Raw genomic sequence first — 16,156 nt, 5'->3', positions numbered from 1 at the left:
GTCTGGTGGGTGCCGGAAGCCGCCACCGCAGCGCCCACGGCCAGCCGCACCCCGCCGCATCATCACGTTCACGCGCGAGCCGCGCGGCGGCGCTCTTCGCCACGGCCTCGTCGGCGCCCCCGGCGCCCCCGGCGCCCCCGGTGGCGGTCGGGTCCACTGCTCTGGGGAGCCGGGACGGACCGAAGGGCATCGCGGGGTCGGCTGTGGCGGCGGAGAAGGTGCGGAACGAGGAGCTGACCGAGGGCGGGGCCGAGGGCGGGGCCGACGGGCATGAGGAGGGGCCTGAGAACGCGTCGGGAAACCCTTCCGAGAACGCCTCCGAGAACGCCTCTGAGAGCGCTCCGCTGCGCAGACGCGACCGGGCAGGGCTGGCGCTGCGCGAGCGGCTGCCGTTGTGGCTTCAGCTGCGCTGCGGCATGGAACTGAAAGCGGTCGCCGCCCTGGCGGTCGCCCTGCTCACCGCGGTGGCATTCGCGGTCTACCACTTCTGGATCGGCCGCCCCCAGACCGTGCGCGCCCCGGACCCGGAGCCCCCGCGCGCCGCGCCCTCAGAACTCGGCCCCACGCCGGGCGGGCAGCTCACCTCGTCCGGCGGCGGCCGGAAGGTCGTGGTGGATGTGACGGGCAAGGTCCGCCGCCCCGGCCTGCGCAAGCTGCCGCCCGGGTCGAGGGTCGCGGACGCGCTGGAAGCGGCGGGCGGGGCGCGGCCGGGCGCCGACCTGAGCGGGCTGAACCGTGCCCGCCCGCTGGTGGACGGGGAACAGATCGTGGTCGGCGCCCCCGCGGCAGGACCACCGGCGCCGGGCGCGGCGGTCAGTGACTCGAACGCACCCAATGCGCCCAACGCACCCAATGCGCCCAACGGCTCAACCGCACCCAATGCGCCCAACGCGCCCAACGCACCGGCCGGACCGGGGGCACCCGGTGGCCCGGTCAGCCTCAACTCCGCGACCGCCGAACAGCTCGACACCCTGCCGGGAGTCGGCCCCGTCCTGGCCCGGCACATCCTCGACTACCGCACCCAGCACGGAGGTTTCCGCTCCATCGATGAACTCCGCGAGGTGAACGGCATCGGCGAGCGCCGGTTCGCCGACCTGCGCCCGCTGGTCCAGCCATGACGTCCGCGCGGCCCTCGCGCACCCGCGCCCCGGTCCATGCGGCCGCCGCGTCCCCGCGCGGTGCGTCACACCCACGCCAGGAGGGCCCACCCGACCTCCGGCTGGTGCCCCCGGCCTTGGCCACCTGGGCAGCCGCAGCACTCGCCCTGGACGCATCACCCCTAACGGCGGCCCTCGCCTGTACAGCAGCCGCCCTCGTAGCGGTGGCCCTGCTCCTCCGGATCCGCCGACGAGCCCCGACACCGGACGGCCGACACCACGACCCACGCCGCCCCCGACACGGACCGGACACGCCCTCGCCGACACCGCCTCGGGACGGCCGGGGCGCGACCGAACCCCGCGAGGGAGGCAGCAACGTACCGGGGCAGCGAGCCACTTCGCCGTCACGCGGTGTCGCCTGGCGTGGGCGCCGTATGGCGGGAGCGATCGCCGCATCGCTGTTGTGCGGGGCCGCTGCGGGGGCGGTTGCCGGACTGCACGGGGCGGACGTACGTCGTGGCCCCGTCCCCGCGCTCGCCCGGGAGTACGCCGGTGCCACCGCCGAGGTGACGGTCACGGGGGACCCACGGCTCACCCGGCCACGCGTGCGGGGCGCGGCGCTCGCGCCCGCGTCCGTGGTCCTGGAAGCGGAGGCCGATCGGGTCATCGGCCCCGACGGCACCACGACCACCACCCGCACCCCCGTCCTGGTCACGGTCCACCCAGGGTCCGGTAAGGAGCGGACGGCCTGGCTCGGGCTGCTGCCGTCCACACGTCTGCGCGTCCACGGCCGCATGGCGCCACCGTTACGCGACGGGGACCGCATCGCGGCCGTAGTGCGGGTAAGCGGCGGGCCCCCGAAGGTCACCGGTCCGCCCAGCGCGGTCCAGCGGCTGGCCGGGCGGCTGCGCGCCGGGCTGCGCACCGCGGCCGATGGGCTCTCCGCGGACGCACGGGCGCTGCTCCCGGCGCTGGTCGTGGGGGACACCTCACGGGTGCCGCCCGAGCTGGACGAGGCGTTCCGGGCCACGGACATGCTGCACCTCATGGCCGTCTCCGGCAGCAATCTGACCCTGGTGCTCGCCCTGCTCACGGGCCCGCCCCAGCTGGCCGGGCGCGCCGAGCGGCGCGGTCTCGCGGGCGCGCTCGGCATCCGGCTGCGCACCACCGCTCTCCTCGGCGGCGGGCTCACGCTCGCCTTCGTCATCGTCTGCCGACCCGAGCCCAGTGTGCTGCGCGCCGCCGCCTGCGGGCTGATCACCCTGCTCGCCCTCGGCACCGGCCGCCGCCGCTCCCTGCTCCCGGCCCTGGCCGCCGCCGTCGTCGCGCTGGTGCTCTACGACCCCTGGCTGGCCCGGAGCTACGGCTTCCTGCTCTCCGTACTGGCCACCGGCGCCCTGCTCACCATCGCGCCGGGATGGAGCGCGGCCCTCCAGCGCCGTGGCGTACCGCCCCGGGTGGCCGAGGCGCTGGCGGCCGCCGCCGCGGCCCAAGCGGTCTGCGCACCGGTCGTCGTGGTGATGGCCGCGCGAGTGAGCCTGGTGGCGATCCCCTGCAACCTCATCGCCGAGGTGGCGGTGGCCCCCGCCACCACCCTCGGCTTCGCCGCGCTCGCGGCGGCCGCCGTCGCACCGCCGCTCGCCCAGTGGATCGCCTGGCCGGCGGGCTGGCCCGCCGAGTGGATCGCCCAGGTGGCCCGCACCGGCGCGGCGCTGCCCGGGGCCGAGGCGGACTGGCCGGACGGCTGGACCGGCGCGCTCCTGCTGGCCGCCGTCACCCTGGCCGTGGTCCTCGCGGGCCGCCGACTGCTGCGCCACCGACTGCTGTGCGCTGGATGCGCGCTGCTGGTGCTGCTGGTCGTCGTACGCCCGGCACCCCTGGCCCGGCTCATCACCGGCTGGCCACCGCCCGGTTGGCGGATGGTGGCGTGTGATGTGGGCCAGGGCGACGCCTTGGTCCTGGCCGCGGGCCCCGGCACGGCCGTCGTCGTGGACACCGGCCCCGAGCCACGAGCCGTCGACCGCTGCCTGCGCTCCCTGGGCGTCGTCCGGATTCCGCTCCTGATCCTGACCCACTTCCACGCCGACCATGTGGCCGGGCTGACCGGTGCGTTACGCGGCCGCGCGGTCGGCGCGATCGAGACGACCGCCCTGGAAGAACCACCAGGCCAGGCCGAGTCCGTACGCCGCACGGCCCGGTCGGCGCACATCCCGGTCATCCCGGCGCGGCCGGGGGAGCGACGACGCTTGGGCCCGCTCTCCTGGCAGGTCCTCTGGCCCCCGCCCGCACCCGCCCCGACCGCGACCGAGGGCCCGAACGACGCAAGCGTCACCCTCCTCGTCCGCACGGCGGGCCTGACCCTGCTCCTCCTGGGCGACCTCGAACCCCCCGCCCAGCAGGCCCTGCTGACGACACACCCGGCCCTCCCCGAGATCGACGTCCTCAAGGTCGCCCACCATGGCTCGGCCTACCAAGACCCACAACTGCTCCGACACCTCAGCCCCCGCCTGGCCCTGATCTCCTGCGGCGCCGACAACCCCTACGGCCACCCCTCGCCCCGCACCATCGCCGCCCTGCGCGCCCAGGGCGCCGCCGTACTGCGAACCGACACCGACGGCCCCATCGCGGTCACGCGCGACCGGGGCCTGCGGGCGGTCCTCGGAGGTCGCGACGCGGCCGCACAACGGTCCGGCTGAAACACCCCAACTACCGATCAATGGGGGTCGGTTGTACCTTTGAGCCTGTCACCACGGACAGGGCGTGGTTCCTCACCGCCGCCAGGTTGGCCTGACCCCCGAGGGGGAGGGACGGGCCTACCGCACAGGGCGGTGGGTCGAACCCCCTTGGAGGTGGTGATGGTGGTCGGCTTCTTCAGGTCGTCCGGCACAAAGGAAAAAAGGTGGCGCGGCGGTCTCGTGGAGCGCTTCGCGGTATCCCTGGTGGCGCGAGCCGTCTGGGCGGCGATCGTTGAGGCTCTACGTCACGACTAGGCGGTTTCGGCCGCGAGTAGGGCGCCAGAGGTCTTCCCTTCGACCCTGGCGCCCCACTCATGTCCGCGGCACGCCTCAGTGGTGGTGGCCGTTTCGGCCGAGGGTCTCCACGGGGGTCGCGCCGGGGCGGGACCACTGCGGTACGGGGCGGCTGGTCGGGCCCCAGGTGGCCTTCCCGTCCGCGTCCGAACGCCAGGACCAGCACGCGTCGCGCCCCTCGGGCCGGCCCTCGGGGTTGTCCTCCCACGCCTCGCCGCGGCCGTAGGGCGTCATGTCGAGCAGGCCGAGGGACCCGTTGACCCGCTCGTTGCCACGGCCCGTCGTGGAGTAGGTGAGGAACACGCGGTCGCCGTCGCGCAGGTAGCAGGTGAGATACCCCATGCTGCCGCCGGCCGGCCCGGACACGTCGCGCACCGAGTACCAGGGCTGGGTGTAGCCCATGAACTCGACGTAGGAGGCCACCTCGTCCCAGCGGCCCGTGGTCAGGACGGCGAACGAGACGCCGCGCGCGTTGAGGTAGTCCGCTTCCTTCAGATGCCAGGCCGTGGTGGTGCAGCCCTCGCACTGCCCCTGGTGCGGCGCGCCGTCGTACCACATGTGCTTGTAGACCACGAGCTCGTCGCGGCCCTGGAACAGGTCCAGGAACGGGACCGGGCCGTCGGGCCCGACGACCTCGACCGTCCCGTCGAACTCCACCATCGGCAGTCGGCGGCGGGCCGCGGCGATGGCGTCGCCCTCCCGGGTGTGGGCCTTCTCGCGGACCAGCAGCTCGTCACGGGCGGCCTGCCAGGTGGCCAGGTCGACCACGGGCGGGCGGCCGGGCAGCGCGGTGGTCGGGTCGTCCGGTGTGGCCGTCATGGTGTCCTCCGTGGTGTCTCGTACCGGGCGGCGTCGTACGGCGTGCTACGACGGTCACCAGAAGAGACTCCCGGCCCGGCCGGAACTCATCGCGGCAGGGGGCGCCCCGCGCTCAGACGCGGTCCAGGGGGCGGTGGGGTTCGGCGGGGAGCTCGGCTTGGACCAGGTCGCCCGGGCGGACGGTGCCGCCCTCCCGCACGATGCTCATGACTCCGGCCTTGCGGATGATGTTTCCGGCCTCGTCGCGGCCGACGACCTGCTTCAGGAGCCCGTTCTGGAAGTGGTCGATCTGGAGGCAGGGGTTGCGGAGGCCGGTGACCTCCAGCACTGCCTCGTCGCCGATGCGCAGCAGGGTGCCGACGGGGAGAGCGAGCAGGTCGATGCCGCGGGTGGTGATGTTCTCGCCCAGGTCACCGGGCAGGACCTGGAAGCCCTCCGCACCGACCTCCGCGAAGAGCTCTTCGTGGATGAGGTGGACCTGGCGCAGGTTCGGCTGGGTGGGGTCCTGGGCGACGCGGGAGCGGTGTTTGACCGTTACGCCGGCGTGGACGTCGCCCTCGACGCCGAGGCCGGTGAGCAGGGTGATGCTGTCCCGGTTCGGCTTGGTGAACGAGTACTCGCCGTTGCTGCTGACTGCCGTTACGGTCCCGCTCATCCTCGGAGCCCCCTCTTCCGCGACCACGGTTGGTCATGAGCCCATTCTCGGACGTTATTCGGCCTCCAGCCAGCCGTCGTACTCATCAGCGAGCGCGTCCAGCGCCGTCGGGTCCAGCCCGCCGGCCGGGTCCTCGATCACCACCAGCCACTGGGCGTCCTCGGCGTCGTCCTCGCCCGCCAGGGCGTCCCGCACCAGCTGGGGCTCCTGGGTGATGCCGAAGCGCTCGGGGAGGGCCTCGGCCACCTCCTCCGCGGAGTCGCGGTCGGGGAGCACCAGGATGTGCCTGGAGTTCCGGGAGTTCCGGGCGCCGGTCAGTCCTTCATCGATCACCGGAACATTGTCGGACATCCGGGCGGAGGCCATTCGGGCGGCGGGCAGCAGGACGGCGGGCAGCAGGACTGCGGGCAGCAGGGCGGCTGGGCTGTCGGTGGTCCGTGGGATGCTGGACCACGATGGCCAGGAAGACGACGACCGACGATCCACTCGCCCCGGTGACCCTCGCCGTGGGCCAGGAGGAGTTGCTGCTCGACCGCGCCGTGCAGCAGGTGGTGGCGGCCGCGCGCGCGGCCGACCCCGACACCGATGTGCGCGACCTCATGCCCGACGCGCTCCAGCCCGGCACCCTCGCGGAGCTGACCAGCCCCTCGCTCTTCGCCGAGCGCAAGGTCGTGGTGGTGCGCAACGCACAGGATCTGTCGGCCGACACGATCAAGGACGTGAAGGGCTACCTCGGCACCCCCGCCGAGGAGATCACCCTGGTGCTGCTGCACGCGGGCGGCGCCAAGGGCAAGGGGCTGCTCGACGCCGCCCGCAAGGCCGGGGCGCGCGAGGTCGCCTGCCCGAAGATGACCAAGCCCGCCGACCGGCTGGCGTTCGTACGGTCGGAGTTCCGCGCCACCGGCCGGTCCGCCACACCCGAGGCATGCCAGGCCCTGGTCGACGCGATCGGGAGCGATCTGCGCGAGCTCGCCAGCGCGGTCTCCCAGCTCGTGGCCGATGTCGAGAGCACGATCGACGAGGCCGTCGTCGCCCGCTACTACACCGGCCGTGCCGAGGCGTCCAGCTTCACCGTCGCCGACCGTGCCGTCGAGGGCCGCGCGGCCGAGGCGCTGGAGGCCCTGCGCTGGGCCGTCTCCACCGGGGTGCCGCCGGTGCTGATCACCAGCGCCCTGGCCCAGGGCGTCCGCTCCATCGGCAAGCTGGCCTCCGCGCCGCGCGGCGCCCGGCCCGGCGATCTCGCCCGTGAGCTGGGCATGCCGCCATGGAAGATCGACCGGGTGCGGCAGCAGATGCGTGGCTGGTCGGCGGATGGCGTGGCGATCGCGCTGCGCGCTGTCGCCGAGGCCGACGCGGGGGTCAAGGGCGGCGGGGACGATCCGGAGTACGCCCTGGAGAAGGCCGTCGTCACGATCGCCCGCGCCGCCCGGGCAGGCCGCCGCTAGCCGCCAACCGGGGCACGTTTCGTTCCCCACCCCGCCCCTCCCCGAACCGGGGCTCCGCCCCGAACCCCGTTGGGGCTACGCCCCGGGCCCCGGCTTGGGGCCTCGACCCAGCCCCCGTTGGGGTTGCGTTCGGGCCCCGTTGGGGTTGCGTTCCGGGCCCCGGCCTGGGGTTGCGTCCTGGGCTTCAGCTTGGGGCTGCCCCGTCGGCCCTCGCAGGGGCTGCGTTCCGGGCTCCGGCCCGGGGCTGTGTCCCGGGCTTCCGCTTGGGGTCGCGCCCCGGGCCCCGTTGGGGTTGCGTTCCGGGCCCCGGCCCGGGGCTGCGTCCTGGGCTTCCGCTTGGGGTCGCGCCCCGGGCCCCGTTGGGGTTGCGTTCCGGGCTCCGGCCCGGGGCTGCGTCCTGGGCTTCCGCTTGGGGTCGCGCCCCGGGCCCCGTTGGGGTTGCGTTCCGGGCTCCGGCCTGGGGTTGCGTCCTGGGCTTCAGCTTGGGGTTGCGGCCCTCGCAGGGGCTGCGTTCCGGGCCCCAGCCCGGGGCTGTGTCCTGGGCTTCAGCTTGGGGTCGCGCCCCGGGCCCCGTTGGGGTCGCGCCCTCGGCCCCGGCCTGGGGTCGCGCCCCGGGCCCTGTCGGGGCTTCGCCCCGGGGCCCGGCCTAGGGCTGCACCCCTGGCCCGCGACTACTCCTTCATCTTCTCCAGCGTCGCCTTAGCGCTCTTCTTGAGCATCTCGGTGGCCTCTTCGGGCGTCTTGGCCGAGGCGCTGGAGGAGGTCGACACATACTCCGACCAGGTCGACTGATAGGTCATCCAGCCGTCCCGCACGGCGAGGATCACATAGGCGCCAGTGTTGGAGGTGCTGCTTTTGCTCTCCTGCCGCACCACATACGCCTCTTCGCCCAGCCCCCTGACCGGACTCACCTCATAGCTGTAGGTGGACGTCTTCTGGTCCTCGTACGACCGGTACTGGGCCTCGAACTCGGGGCCGGGGTCGGTCTTCTTGTGCAGCGACGCCGTTGTGTAGAGCCACACCGAGGAGTAGTCGCTGGTGCTCGCGCCGCTCGGCTCGAAGTCGATGTTGCAGGTCATCGAGTCCAGGGCGGGGCTCTCGGAGCTGCTGTGCTGGGGGTTCGACGACGAGCCGCTCTTCTGCTCGTACCCGGAGTCCTCGAAGGACTGGGAGTCCGTCGAGCCGCACAGGTTGGTCATATAGCGGTAGCCCGCGAGATCGGCCTCCGCCTCGTTCCCGTCGAAGCCTCCCGTGGCGAACAGCACCCCGGCCCAGACTGCCGAGGCGACGACGGCCCCGCCCAGCCCCCACAGCCAGCCCTTGCCGCCGCCCCCGCCCCCGGGGCCCATGGGAGGCATCCCGGGAGGCGTGCCCGGTGCGCCCATCGGGCCGTAGCCGCCGCCCAGGGGGACGGACGGCATCGTCGGCTGGGCGTACGGATTGTGCTGGGGCGGCTGGGCCTGGGGCGGCACCTGCCCGTACGGGCCGGACGGCGTGCTCTGCGGCTGGCTCTGCCCCGGCCCCTGCCCCGGCCCCTGCGGCGGGCTCGGCGGCGGGCTCGGCGGCGGGCTCTGCTGAGGCGGTTGGGGCGGCTGTGGCGGCCCGTACGGATTGGGTGTTTCCCCCGGTGTCGACATGACGTGAACATACCCGAATTAACCGCGAAAGCCCCGCGCTGTCCTGGGGAAAAGGACAGGCGCGGGGCCTTCGTATCGATCATGTGCGCCGCACCCGCGTGGCGAACGCAGGCCGCGTGCGGCGCGGTGCCGCTGAAGGGGCTGAAGAGGTCTCGGTTGCCGGTTGGAGCGGGTGAGAGGGACCGCTGTGCCCAAACCGGCTGGAGACCTTCCCCCGGAAGGCGCCAGCCTTCGAGACTCTCGAGGCCAGCCCCGGAAGGCGTCAGCCCTGGAGGGTGGAGACCTGCTGGGCGAGCGCCGACTTCTTGTTGGCGGCGTTGTTCTTGTGCAGAACGCCCTTGCTGACGGCCTTGTCGAGCTTGCGCGCGGCGATGCGGATGGCTTCGGCGGCCTTCTCGGCGTCACCGGCGGCCACGGCCTCGCGGGTGCGGCGGATGGCGGTCTTCAGCTCGGACTTGACCGCCTTGTTGCGCAGGCGCGCCTTCTCGTTCGTCTTGTTCCGCTTGATCTGGGACTTGATGTTCGCCACGTAAAAGCCTTCGCAGGTTCGTTGGGTTTCACTTGCTTCGTGGTGCGTCCGTGCCCATGGAGGCTATGGAGACTTCTGAGACTGCTGAGAAGACGTCCATGGCGCCCCTCACGGAGATGTCCTTGGAGATCTCCGTGAAAGAGGGGGCACGAGACACAGTCGGCCAGGTTACCAGCAGGGTCCATGGCGTCCCAAACCCGGAAGAGGTCGCCATTCATGGGACCATGGACGGGACTGACCCATACCGATAACACCGAGTCCCGCCTAGACACAGGACCCTGCGTGCCCGCGACCCCTACCAATGTGCCGGAGCCGAGCCGTACCGACCCGGCTCTGATCCGTAACTTCTGCATCATCGCGCACATCGACCACGGCAAGTCGACGCTCGCCGACCGCATGCTCCAGCTGACCGGTGTGGTCGAGCAGCGGCAGATGCGCGCGCAGTACCTCGACCGCATGGACATCGAGCGCGAGCGCGGTATCACGATCAAGTCCCAGGCGGTCCGGCTGCCCTGGGCGCCGACGAAGGACGAGGGCGGCGAGCCCGCCACCCACATCCTCAACATGATCGACACCCCCGGCCATGTGGACTTCACCTATGAGGTCTCGCGCTCCCTCGCCGCGTGCGAGGGGTGCATCCTGCTGGTGGACGCGGCCCAGGGCATCGAGGCCCAGACCCTCGCCAACCTCTATCTGGCGATGGAGCACGACCTCACGATCATCCCGGTCCTCAACAAGATCGACCTGCCCGCCGCGCAGCCCGAGAAGTACGCCGCCGAGCTCGCCCATCTCATCGGCTGCGACCCCTCCGACGTGCTGAAGGTCTCCGCCAAGACCGGCGAGGGCGTGGCCGAGCTGCTGGACCGGGTCGTCCAGCTGGTGCCCGCCCCGGTGGGCGTCCACGACGCCCCCGCCCGCGCGATGATCTTCGACTCCGTCTATGACGCCTACCGGGGCGTCGTGACCTATGTGAAGGTCGTCGACGGCACGCTCAGCAAGCGCGAGCGGATCAAGATGATGTCCACCGGCGCCGCCCATGAGCTGCTGGAGATCGGCACCAACTCGCCGGAGATGACCCCCGCCGACGGACTGTCCGTGGGCGAGGTGGGCTATCTGATCACCGGTGTGAAGGATGTCCGCCAGTCCAAGGTCGGTGACACGATCACCCAGGTCAGCGGCGGTGCCCAGGAGCCGCTGGGCGGCTACAAGGACCCCAAGCCGATGGTGTTCTCGGGGCTGTATCCGCTGGACGGCTCTGACTACCCCGAGCTGCGCGAGGCCCTGGACAAGCTCCAGCTCAACGATGCCGCGCTGGTCTACGAGCCGGAGACCTCGGCCGCGCTCGGCTTCGGCTTCCGCGTCGGCTTCCTCGGGCTGCTGCACCTGGAGGTCATCCGTGAGCGCCTGGAGCGCGAATTCAATCTCGATCTGATCGCCACCGCGCCGAATGTGGTCTATCGGGTGGACATGGAGGACGGCACCGAGCACACGGTGACCAACCCCAGCGAGTTCCCGGTGGGCAAGATCGACACGGTGCACGAGCCGGTCGTACGGGGCACCATCCTCGCCCCGAGCGAGTTCATCGGCGCGATCATGGAGCTGTGCCAGAACCGCCGCGGGGTGCTGCTCGGCATGGACTACCTCTCCGAGGACCGGGTCGAGATCCGCTACACCCTTCCGCTCGCCGAGGTCGTCTTCGACTTCTTCGACCAGCTGAAGTCCAAGACCCGCGGCTATGCCTCGCTCGACTACGAGCCCACCGGTGAGCAGACCTCCGAGCTGGTCAAGGTCGACATCCTGCTGCACGGCGACAAGGTGGACGCGTTCTCGGCGATCACCCATAAGGACAAGGCGTACGCGTACGGCGTCCGGCTGGTCGCCAAGCTGCGCGAGCTCATCCCGCGGCAGAACTTCGAGGTGCCCATCCAGGCGGCCATCGGCTCCCGGGTGATCGCCCGTGAGACGGTCCGTGCCATCCGTAAGGACGTCCTCGCCAAGTGCTACGGCGGTGACATCTCCCGTAAGCGGAAGCTGCTGGAGAAGCAGAAGGAAGGCAAGAAGCGGATGAAGATGGTCGGCAGCGTGGAGGTGCCCCAGGAGGCCTTCATCGCGGTGCTGTCCTCCGACTCCGATGGCAAGGACTCCAAGGCGAAGAAGTAGACATCGCCCACCGGGGCGGGAGGAACCGCCCACCGGGAACAGTGTGGTCAGCGGGCCTGGCGTGATGGATGCGCCGGGCCCGCCGCCTTCCGGGGCCTCTCTTGGGCATCTTGTGAGAACAACGTGACCCAGCCCCCTTACGCCGTAAGGATTCGGCCCCTACCCTGATCACCTACTCGAAGGTTACTCGCGAGTCACCAAGCAATGATGCGGGCCCCGGAGGATGCCGTGACCGACACACAGAACTTGCTCGAGAACCGGCCGCCGTCCCTGGCGACGCACTTCCTCCAGCGCGTCGAGGCGACACCGGACAAGGAGGCGTACCGCTATCCGGTGCCCCCTGCCTCGGGCACGGGCCCCGATGAGTGGCGGCCGCTGACCTGGCGGGAAAGCGCGGATCGGGTCTTCGCCATCGCCGCCGGGCTGATCGATCTGGGCATCCGCCCCGAGGAGCGGGTGGCGCTGGCCTCCGCCACCCGGGTGGAGTGGATCCTGGCCGACCTCGGTGTGCTGTGCGCGGGCGCGGCCACCACCACGGTCTACCCGACCACCAACGCCGACGAGACCTCCTTCATCCTCTCCGACTCCGGCAGCCGGGTGCTGATCGCCGAGGACGCGGCGCAGCTCGCCAAGGTGCGGGCGCAGCGCGAGGAACTTCCCGAGCTGGCCCACGTGGTGGTGATCCGGGCCGAGGACGCGGTCCCCGCCGCGGACGACCCCGAGGGCTGGGTGCTCTCGCTCGCCGAGCTGGAGAAGCGGGGCGCGGCCCTGCTGGAAGGGCGGCCGGACGCCGTACGGGAGCGGATGGACGCTCTGCGCAGCGATCAGCTGGCGACGCTCATCTACACCTCCGGTACCACCGGGCGCCCCAAGGGCGTACGCCTGGCGCATGACTCCTGGTCCTACATGGCCATTGTGATCGGCAATCAGGACGGACTGCTCTTCCCCGACGATGTGCAGTACCTGTGGCTGCCGCTCGCGCATGTCTTCGGCAAGGTGCTGACGGCGGGGCAGATCTACGTCGGCCACACCACGGCGGTGGACGGCCGGGTCGACAAGATCATCGACAATCTGCCGGTGGTCCGCCCGACCTATATGTGTGCCGTGCCGCGGATCTTCGAGAAGGTCTACAACGGGGTGGCCCAGCGGGCGCGCGAGGGCGGGGCGGCCCAGTACAAGATCTTCCAGTGGGCGGCCGAGGTCGCCCGGGACTACGCCAGGGTCTCCCAGGACAACTTCCGCCGCACCGGCACCGCCTCCGTACCCTTCGGCCTCCGGGCCCAGCACGCGGTGGCCGACAAACTGGTCTACGGCAAGCTGCGCGAGGCGTTCGGCGGCCGGCTGCGGGCCGCGGTGTCCGGCTCCGCCGCGCTCGCGCCCGACATCGGCTACTTCTTCGCGGGCGCCGGGATCAACATCCTGGAGGGCTACGGGCTGACCGAGTCCAGCGCCGCCAGCTTCCTCAACCCGGCGGACTACCGCACCGGCACGGTCGGCAAGGCGTTCCCCGGCCTGGAGGTGCGGTTCGCCGATGACGGCGAGGTGCTGCTGCGCGGCCCCGGCATCATGCAGGGCTACCACGGGCTGCCGGACCTGACCGCGCAGGTCCTGGAGTCCGACGGCTGGTTCCACACCGGGGACATCGGCGAGCTGTCCCCCGACGGCTATCTGCGGATCACCGACCGCAAGAAGGACCTGATCAAGACCTCGGGCGGCAAGTACGTGGCCCCGGCGGAGGTCGAGGGCCAGTTCAAGGCGGTGTGCCCGTTCGTCTCCAACATCCTGGTGCACGGCGCCGACCGCAATTACTGCACCGCGCTGATCGCCCTCGACGAGCCCACGATCATGAAGTGGGCGGGCGACCACGGCCTCGGCGGCAAGACCTACGCGGAGGTCGTGGACACCGATGAGGTGCGGGAGCTGATCGGCGGCCATGTGCAGCGGCTCAACGACGGGTTGCAGCGCTGGCAGACGATCAAGAAGTTCCGGCTGCTGCCCCGCGACCTGGACGTGGAACACGGGGAGTTGACGCCCAGCCTGAAGCTCAAGCGCCCGGTCGTCGAGCGCGAGTACAAGGACCTGATCGAGGACATGTACGCGGGCGCGCGAGAGGTTTAACGGGCAAGTATACGACCCCGCACCGGATTTCGGGTTGACCGGCCCGCCGGACACATGAATTTTCCCCTTATCGCGGTTCACTTGCGTAACCCGGTGCATATGAGGGCGGTCCGTCTGTCACTCTGTCCGTGCCGGATACGGTTACGGATACGGCGTTATGACGGAGCTTCTTCAGGAGCCGCACAGTGGGGACGTCATCTTCTGCCACTTCTGGTGGGTCGGTTGAGGGCGGTGGGGTGGTTCTACCGGTCGGGGGTGGGGTCGGCCCCGTCCGTACCAGCGCATCGGCACGCGTCAGCCTGCCCTGTAGTCCGCTCGCGGCCTCGGCCGCACGCCGGTTCGTCCGCGCCGCCCTCGCCGACTGGGCCGCGCTCGAGGTCCCGGCCGCCGACCGGGTCACCGACCAGGTGGCGGACGAGGCCGTACTGCTGGTGAGCGAGCTGGTCACCAACGCGGTGGTGCACGCCGGCACCGCCGTCGAGGTGAGCTGTGCGCTGGATGTGTCGGACCGCGAGGGCGAGCCGCCGTCCCTGGTGGTGGAGGTGACCGATCACCATCCCACCCGGGTGGTGCGCGGCGATCCGCCGGATGCGGACGAGCCGCCGGAGTACGCCGGGGGCCACGGGCTGCGGCTGGTGGCCGAGGTCGCCGAGTCCTGGGGGACGACCTACCGGCGGGCGACCAAGTCGGTGTGGTTCCAGATGGCGGTGGCGCCCTCGGGTCCGGCCGCCGCGGGCGGCATGGGCTCGGCCTTCATGGATGCCGTGGACGCCATGGATGCCGCGGCCGCTATGGACGCCATGGACGCCATGGATGCCGTGGACGCGGCGAGCGCGACCGGGGCCGGGCCGGACGGCGGCTTCGGGACGGGGGTCGTCCCCGAGGGCGTGGGGCCTGTCCCCGAGGGCCTGGGGCCCGTCGGTGACGGCCGTAAGGAGGCCGTCGAGGCCGTCGAGATCGTCGCGCCCGGGCAGGGCCTGGTCCCGGTCCGCCGCGACTCCGAGTGGATCCAGCGCGGCGCGCTCTCCTTCCTGGCCGAGGCGTCCGATCTGCTGGCCGGGCAGTTCGACGAGGACATGGTCACCTCGCTCGCCGGACAGCTGCTGGTGCCCCGGCTCGCCGACTGGTGCGCGATCTGGCTCGACTCCACCAGCGGTCCGCCGCGGCTGGCCCGGGTCTGGCACGCCAGCGAGGGGCGCATCGAGGGTCTGCGGCAGGTGCTGGAGAAGGAGCCGCCCCATGTGCCCACCGCCGTCCGCGGCGGCGCCGTGGAGTGGCCCTGGCCGGCCGACCCCGCCGCGTACGGGCCCGGGGGCGCGGCCCTCGCGTGCCGGCTGGTGGCGGGCGGCCGCGCGCTCGGCACGCTGCTGCTGGGGCGGGCCGGACTGGTGCGGATGCCGGCCGAAGTGGTCGGCCTGATCGAGGACTTCGCCCGCCGCGTCGCCCTGGCGCTCGCCTCCGCCCGCCGCTACACCCGCCAGGCGACCATCAGCCGGGTGCTCCAGCGCGGACTGCTGCCGTCCGTGATCCCGCGGATCCCCGGGGTCGAGTCGGCGGTGGTGTACGAGCCGACCGGCGAGATCTCCGCCGGGGGCGACTTCTACGACGTCTTCCCGGCCGGTGACGGCCGCTGGTGCTTCGTCCTGGGCGACGTCTGCGGAAACGGCCCGGAGGCGGCCGTGGTGACCGGCCTCGTCCGCCCCTGGCTGCGGCTGCTCGCCCGCGAGGGGTACGGCGTGGGAGAGGTCCTGGACCGGCTCAACCAGCTGCTGGGCGAGGAGGCGGTGGAGCAGGCCGTCGAGGGCGCCGCGGAGGCCGTGGTGGCCGGTGTGGAGGCCGTGGGAGGCCCCGCCGGGGTCGTGGAGCTGGTGGACGGCGGCCTGGTCGGCGGCGCGGGGCTGCCGGCGGGCGGCGGGGTCGCGCGGTTCCTGTCGCTGCTGTACGGGGAGCTGGAGCCGCTGGGCGACGGCCTGGGGGTGCGCTGCACGCTGGCCAGTGCGGGGCATCCGCTGCCGCTCGTGCTGCGGCCCGACGGGGAGGTGCGGACGGTCGCGGAGCCGCAGATATTGCTGGGCGTTGTGGACGATGTGTCGTACGAGAGTGAATCGTTCGATCTGACGCCCGGGGAAACGCTGCTCTGTGTGACGGACGGGGTGACGGAGCACCGATCGGGCGACCGGCAGTTCGACGACGAGGACGGCCTGGCGGCGACGTTCGCGCTGTGCGCGGGGCTGAGCGCGCGGCAGGTCGCGGAGCGGGTGCGGCGGGCGGTGGACGAGTTCGCGCCGGATCCGCCGGACGACGATCTGGCGATGCTGGTCCTGAGGGTGCAGTAGGGAGTGCCCGGCGGGCCGTGCCGCCTCCGGCGGACTTTCCCCTCCCCGCCCCTTCCCACAACTGGGGCCCCGCCCCAGCCCCCGGCCTGAGGCCCCGCCCCGGGCCCTCGGAGTGGGGCTCCGCCTCGGCGCCGGGGCGGGGTTGTGCCCCGGGCGTCGGAGTGGGGCTCTGCCCTGGGCCCTCGGGGTGGGGCTGTGCCCCGGGCGTCGGAGTGGGGCTCCGCCCCGGCGCCGGGGTGGGGTTGCGCCCCGGGCCCTCGGAGTGGGGTTGCGCCCCGGGCCCTCGGAGTGGGGCTCTGCCCTGGGCTCTCGGGTGAGGCTGTGCCCCGGG

At 72.3% G+C, this 16,156-nt stretch carries 11 protein-coding genes; 6 read left to right on the top strand and 5 right to left on the bottom strand.

What is annotated here, in order from left to right; translation table 11 throughout:
- Positions 1 to 203 precede the first annotated feature (203 nt).
- Complete coding sequence (locus tag ABD329_RS37625; protein WP_309142958.1) at positions 204 to 1,118, top strand: ComEA family DNA-binding protein; 915 nt, start codon at positions 204 to 206, stop codon at positions 1,116 to 1,118.
- On the top strand, positions 1,115 to 3,793 hold the full coding sequence (locus tag ABD329_RS37620; protein ID WP_344317558.1) for a ComEC/Rec2 family competence protein: 2,679 nt from the start codon (positions 1,115 to 1,117) through the stop codon (positions 3,791 to 3,793). The genes ABD329_RS37625 and ABD329_RS37620 overlap by 4 nt, the downstream gene beginning before the upstream one ends.
- A 369-nt stretch (positions 3,794 to 4,162) precedes the next feature.
- Here ABD329_RS37620 and ABD329_RS37615 read toward each other — a convergent pair whose 3' ends face one another.
- The 3 genes from ABD329_RS37615 to ABD329_RS37605 all read right to left on the bottom strand — a co-directional run bounded on the left by ABD329_RS37615 (position 4,163) and on the right by ABD329_RS37605 (position 5,951).
- Positions 4,163 to 4,945, bottom strand: a complete 783-nt coding sequence (locus ABD329_RS37615) for a DUF899 domain-containing protein (protein WP_198281822.1) — start codon at positions 4,943 to 4,945, stop codon at positions 4,163 to 4,165.
- Positions 4,946 to 5,057: 112 nt separating this feature from the next.
- Positions 5,058 to 5,600, bottom strand: a complete 543-nt coding sequence (locus ABD329_RS37610) for an MOSC domain-containing protein (protein WP_198281823.1) — start codon at positions 5,598 to 5,600, stop codon at positions 5,058 to 5,060.
- A 54-nt stretch (positions 5,601 to 5,654) separates the two neighbouring features.
- Entirely contained in the window at positions 5,655 to 5,951 is a 297-nt protein-coding gene (locus ABD329_RS37605; protein ID WP_246619128.1) for a hypothetical protein, read from the bottom strand.
- A 104-nt stretch (positions 5,952 to 6,055) separates the two neighbouring features.
- On the opposite strand from ABD329_RS37605, the gene holA reads away from it, so the two are divergent.
- Positions 6,056 to 7,045: a DNA polymerase III subunit delta gene (gene holA, locus ABD329_RS37600; RefSeq protein ID WP_198281824.1), complete on the top strand. Its 990-nt coding sequence runs from the start codon at positions 6,056 to 6,058 to the stop codon at positions 7,043 to 7,045.
- A gap of 671 nt (positions 7,046 to 7,716) precedes the next feature.
- On the opposite strand, the gene ABD329_RS37595 is transcribed toward holA, so the two are convergent.
- Both ABD329_RS37595 and rpsT read right to left on the bottom strand, forming a co-directional pair.
- A complete protein-coding gene (locus ABD329_RS37595) occupies positions 7,717 to 8,682 on the bottom strand; it encodes a hypothetical protein (protein WP_344317556.1) in 966 nt (321 codons plus the stop codon).
- 262 nt (positions 8,683 to 8,944) lie between these two features.
- Positions 8,945 to 9,211 carry a 30S ribosomal protein S20 gene (gene rpsT / locus ABD329_RS37590; RefSeq protein ID WP_198281241.1) on the bottom strand — a complete coding sequence of 89 codons (267 nt, stop codon included), beginning with the start codon at positions 9,209 to 9,211 and terminating at the stop codon, positions 8,945 to 8,947.
- 282 nt (positions 9,212 to 9,493) lie between these two features.
- On the opposite strand from rpsT, the gene lepA reads away from it, so the two are divergent.
- From lepA to ABD329_RS37575, 3 genes are all read left to right on the top strand, one after another.
- Entirely contained in the window at positions 9,494 to 11,371 is a 1,878-nt protein-coding gene (gene lepA / locus ABD329_RS37585) for a translation elongation factor 4 (RefSeq protein ID WP_198281242.1), read from the top strand.
- 228 nt (positions 11,372 to 11,599) lie between these two features.
- Positions 11,600 to 13,489: an AMP-dependent synthetase/ligase gene (locus ABD329_RS37580; RefSeq protein WP_198281243.1), complete on the top strand. Its 1,890-nt coding sequence runs from the start codon at positions 11,600 to 11,602 to the stop codon at positions 13,487 to 13,489.
- Between the two features lie 236 nt (positions 13,490 to 13,725).
- Positions 13,726 to 15,825: a SpoIIE family protein phosphatase gene (locus tag ABD329_RS37575; RefSeq protein ID WP_344317555.1), complete on the top strand. Its 2,100-nt coding sequence runs from the start codon at positions 13,726 to 13,728 to the stop codon at positions 15,823 to 15,825.
- Positions 15,826 to 16,156: the final 331 nt, after the last annotated feature.

Origin of the sequence: Streptomyces javensis (assembly GCF_039525925.1) — a bacterium.
GTDB lineage: Bacteria > Actinomycetota > Actinomycetes > Streptomycetales > Streptomycetaceae > Streptomyces > Streptomyces asiaticus.
This window is presented reverse-complemented; position numbering and strand designations above follow the sequence as displayed.

Coding starts and splice junctions, on each gene's coding strand:
- ABD329_RS37595 (WP_344317556.1), bottom strand. CDS start 8,682: ATGTCGACACCGGGGGAAACACCCAATCCGTACGGGCCGCCACAGCCG.
- ABD329_RS37615 (WP_198281822.1), bottom strand. CDS start 4,945: ATGACGGCCACACCGGACGACCCGACCACCGCGCTGCCCGGCCGCCCG.
- ABD329_RS37605 (WP_246619128.1), bottom strand. CDS start 5,951: ATGTCCGACAATGTTCCGGTGATCGATGAAGGACTGACCGGCGCCCGG.
- ABD329_RS37610 (WP_198281823.1), bottom strand. CDS start 5,600: ATGAGCGGGACCGTAACGGCAGTCAGCAGCAACGGCGAGTACTCGTTC.
- holA (WP_198281824.1), top strand. CDS start 6,056: ATGGCCAGGAAGACGACGACCGACGATCCACTCGCCCCGGTGACCCTC.
- ABD329_RS37620 (WP_344317558.1), top strand. CDS start 1,115: ATGACGTCCGCGCGGCCCTCGCGCACCCGCGCCCCGGTCCATGCGGCC.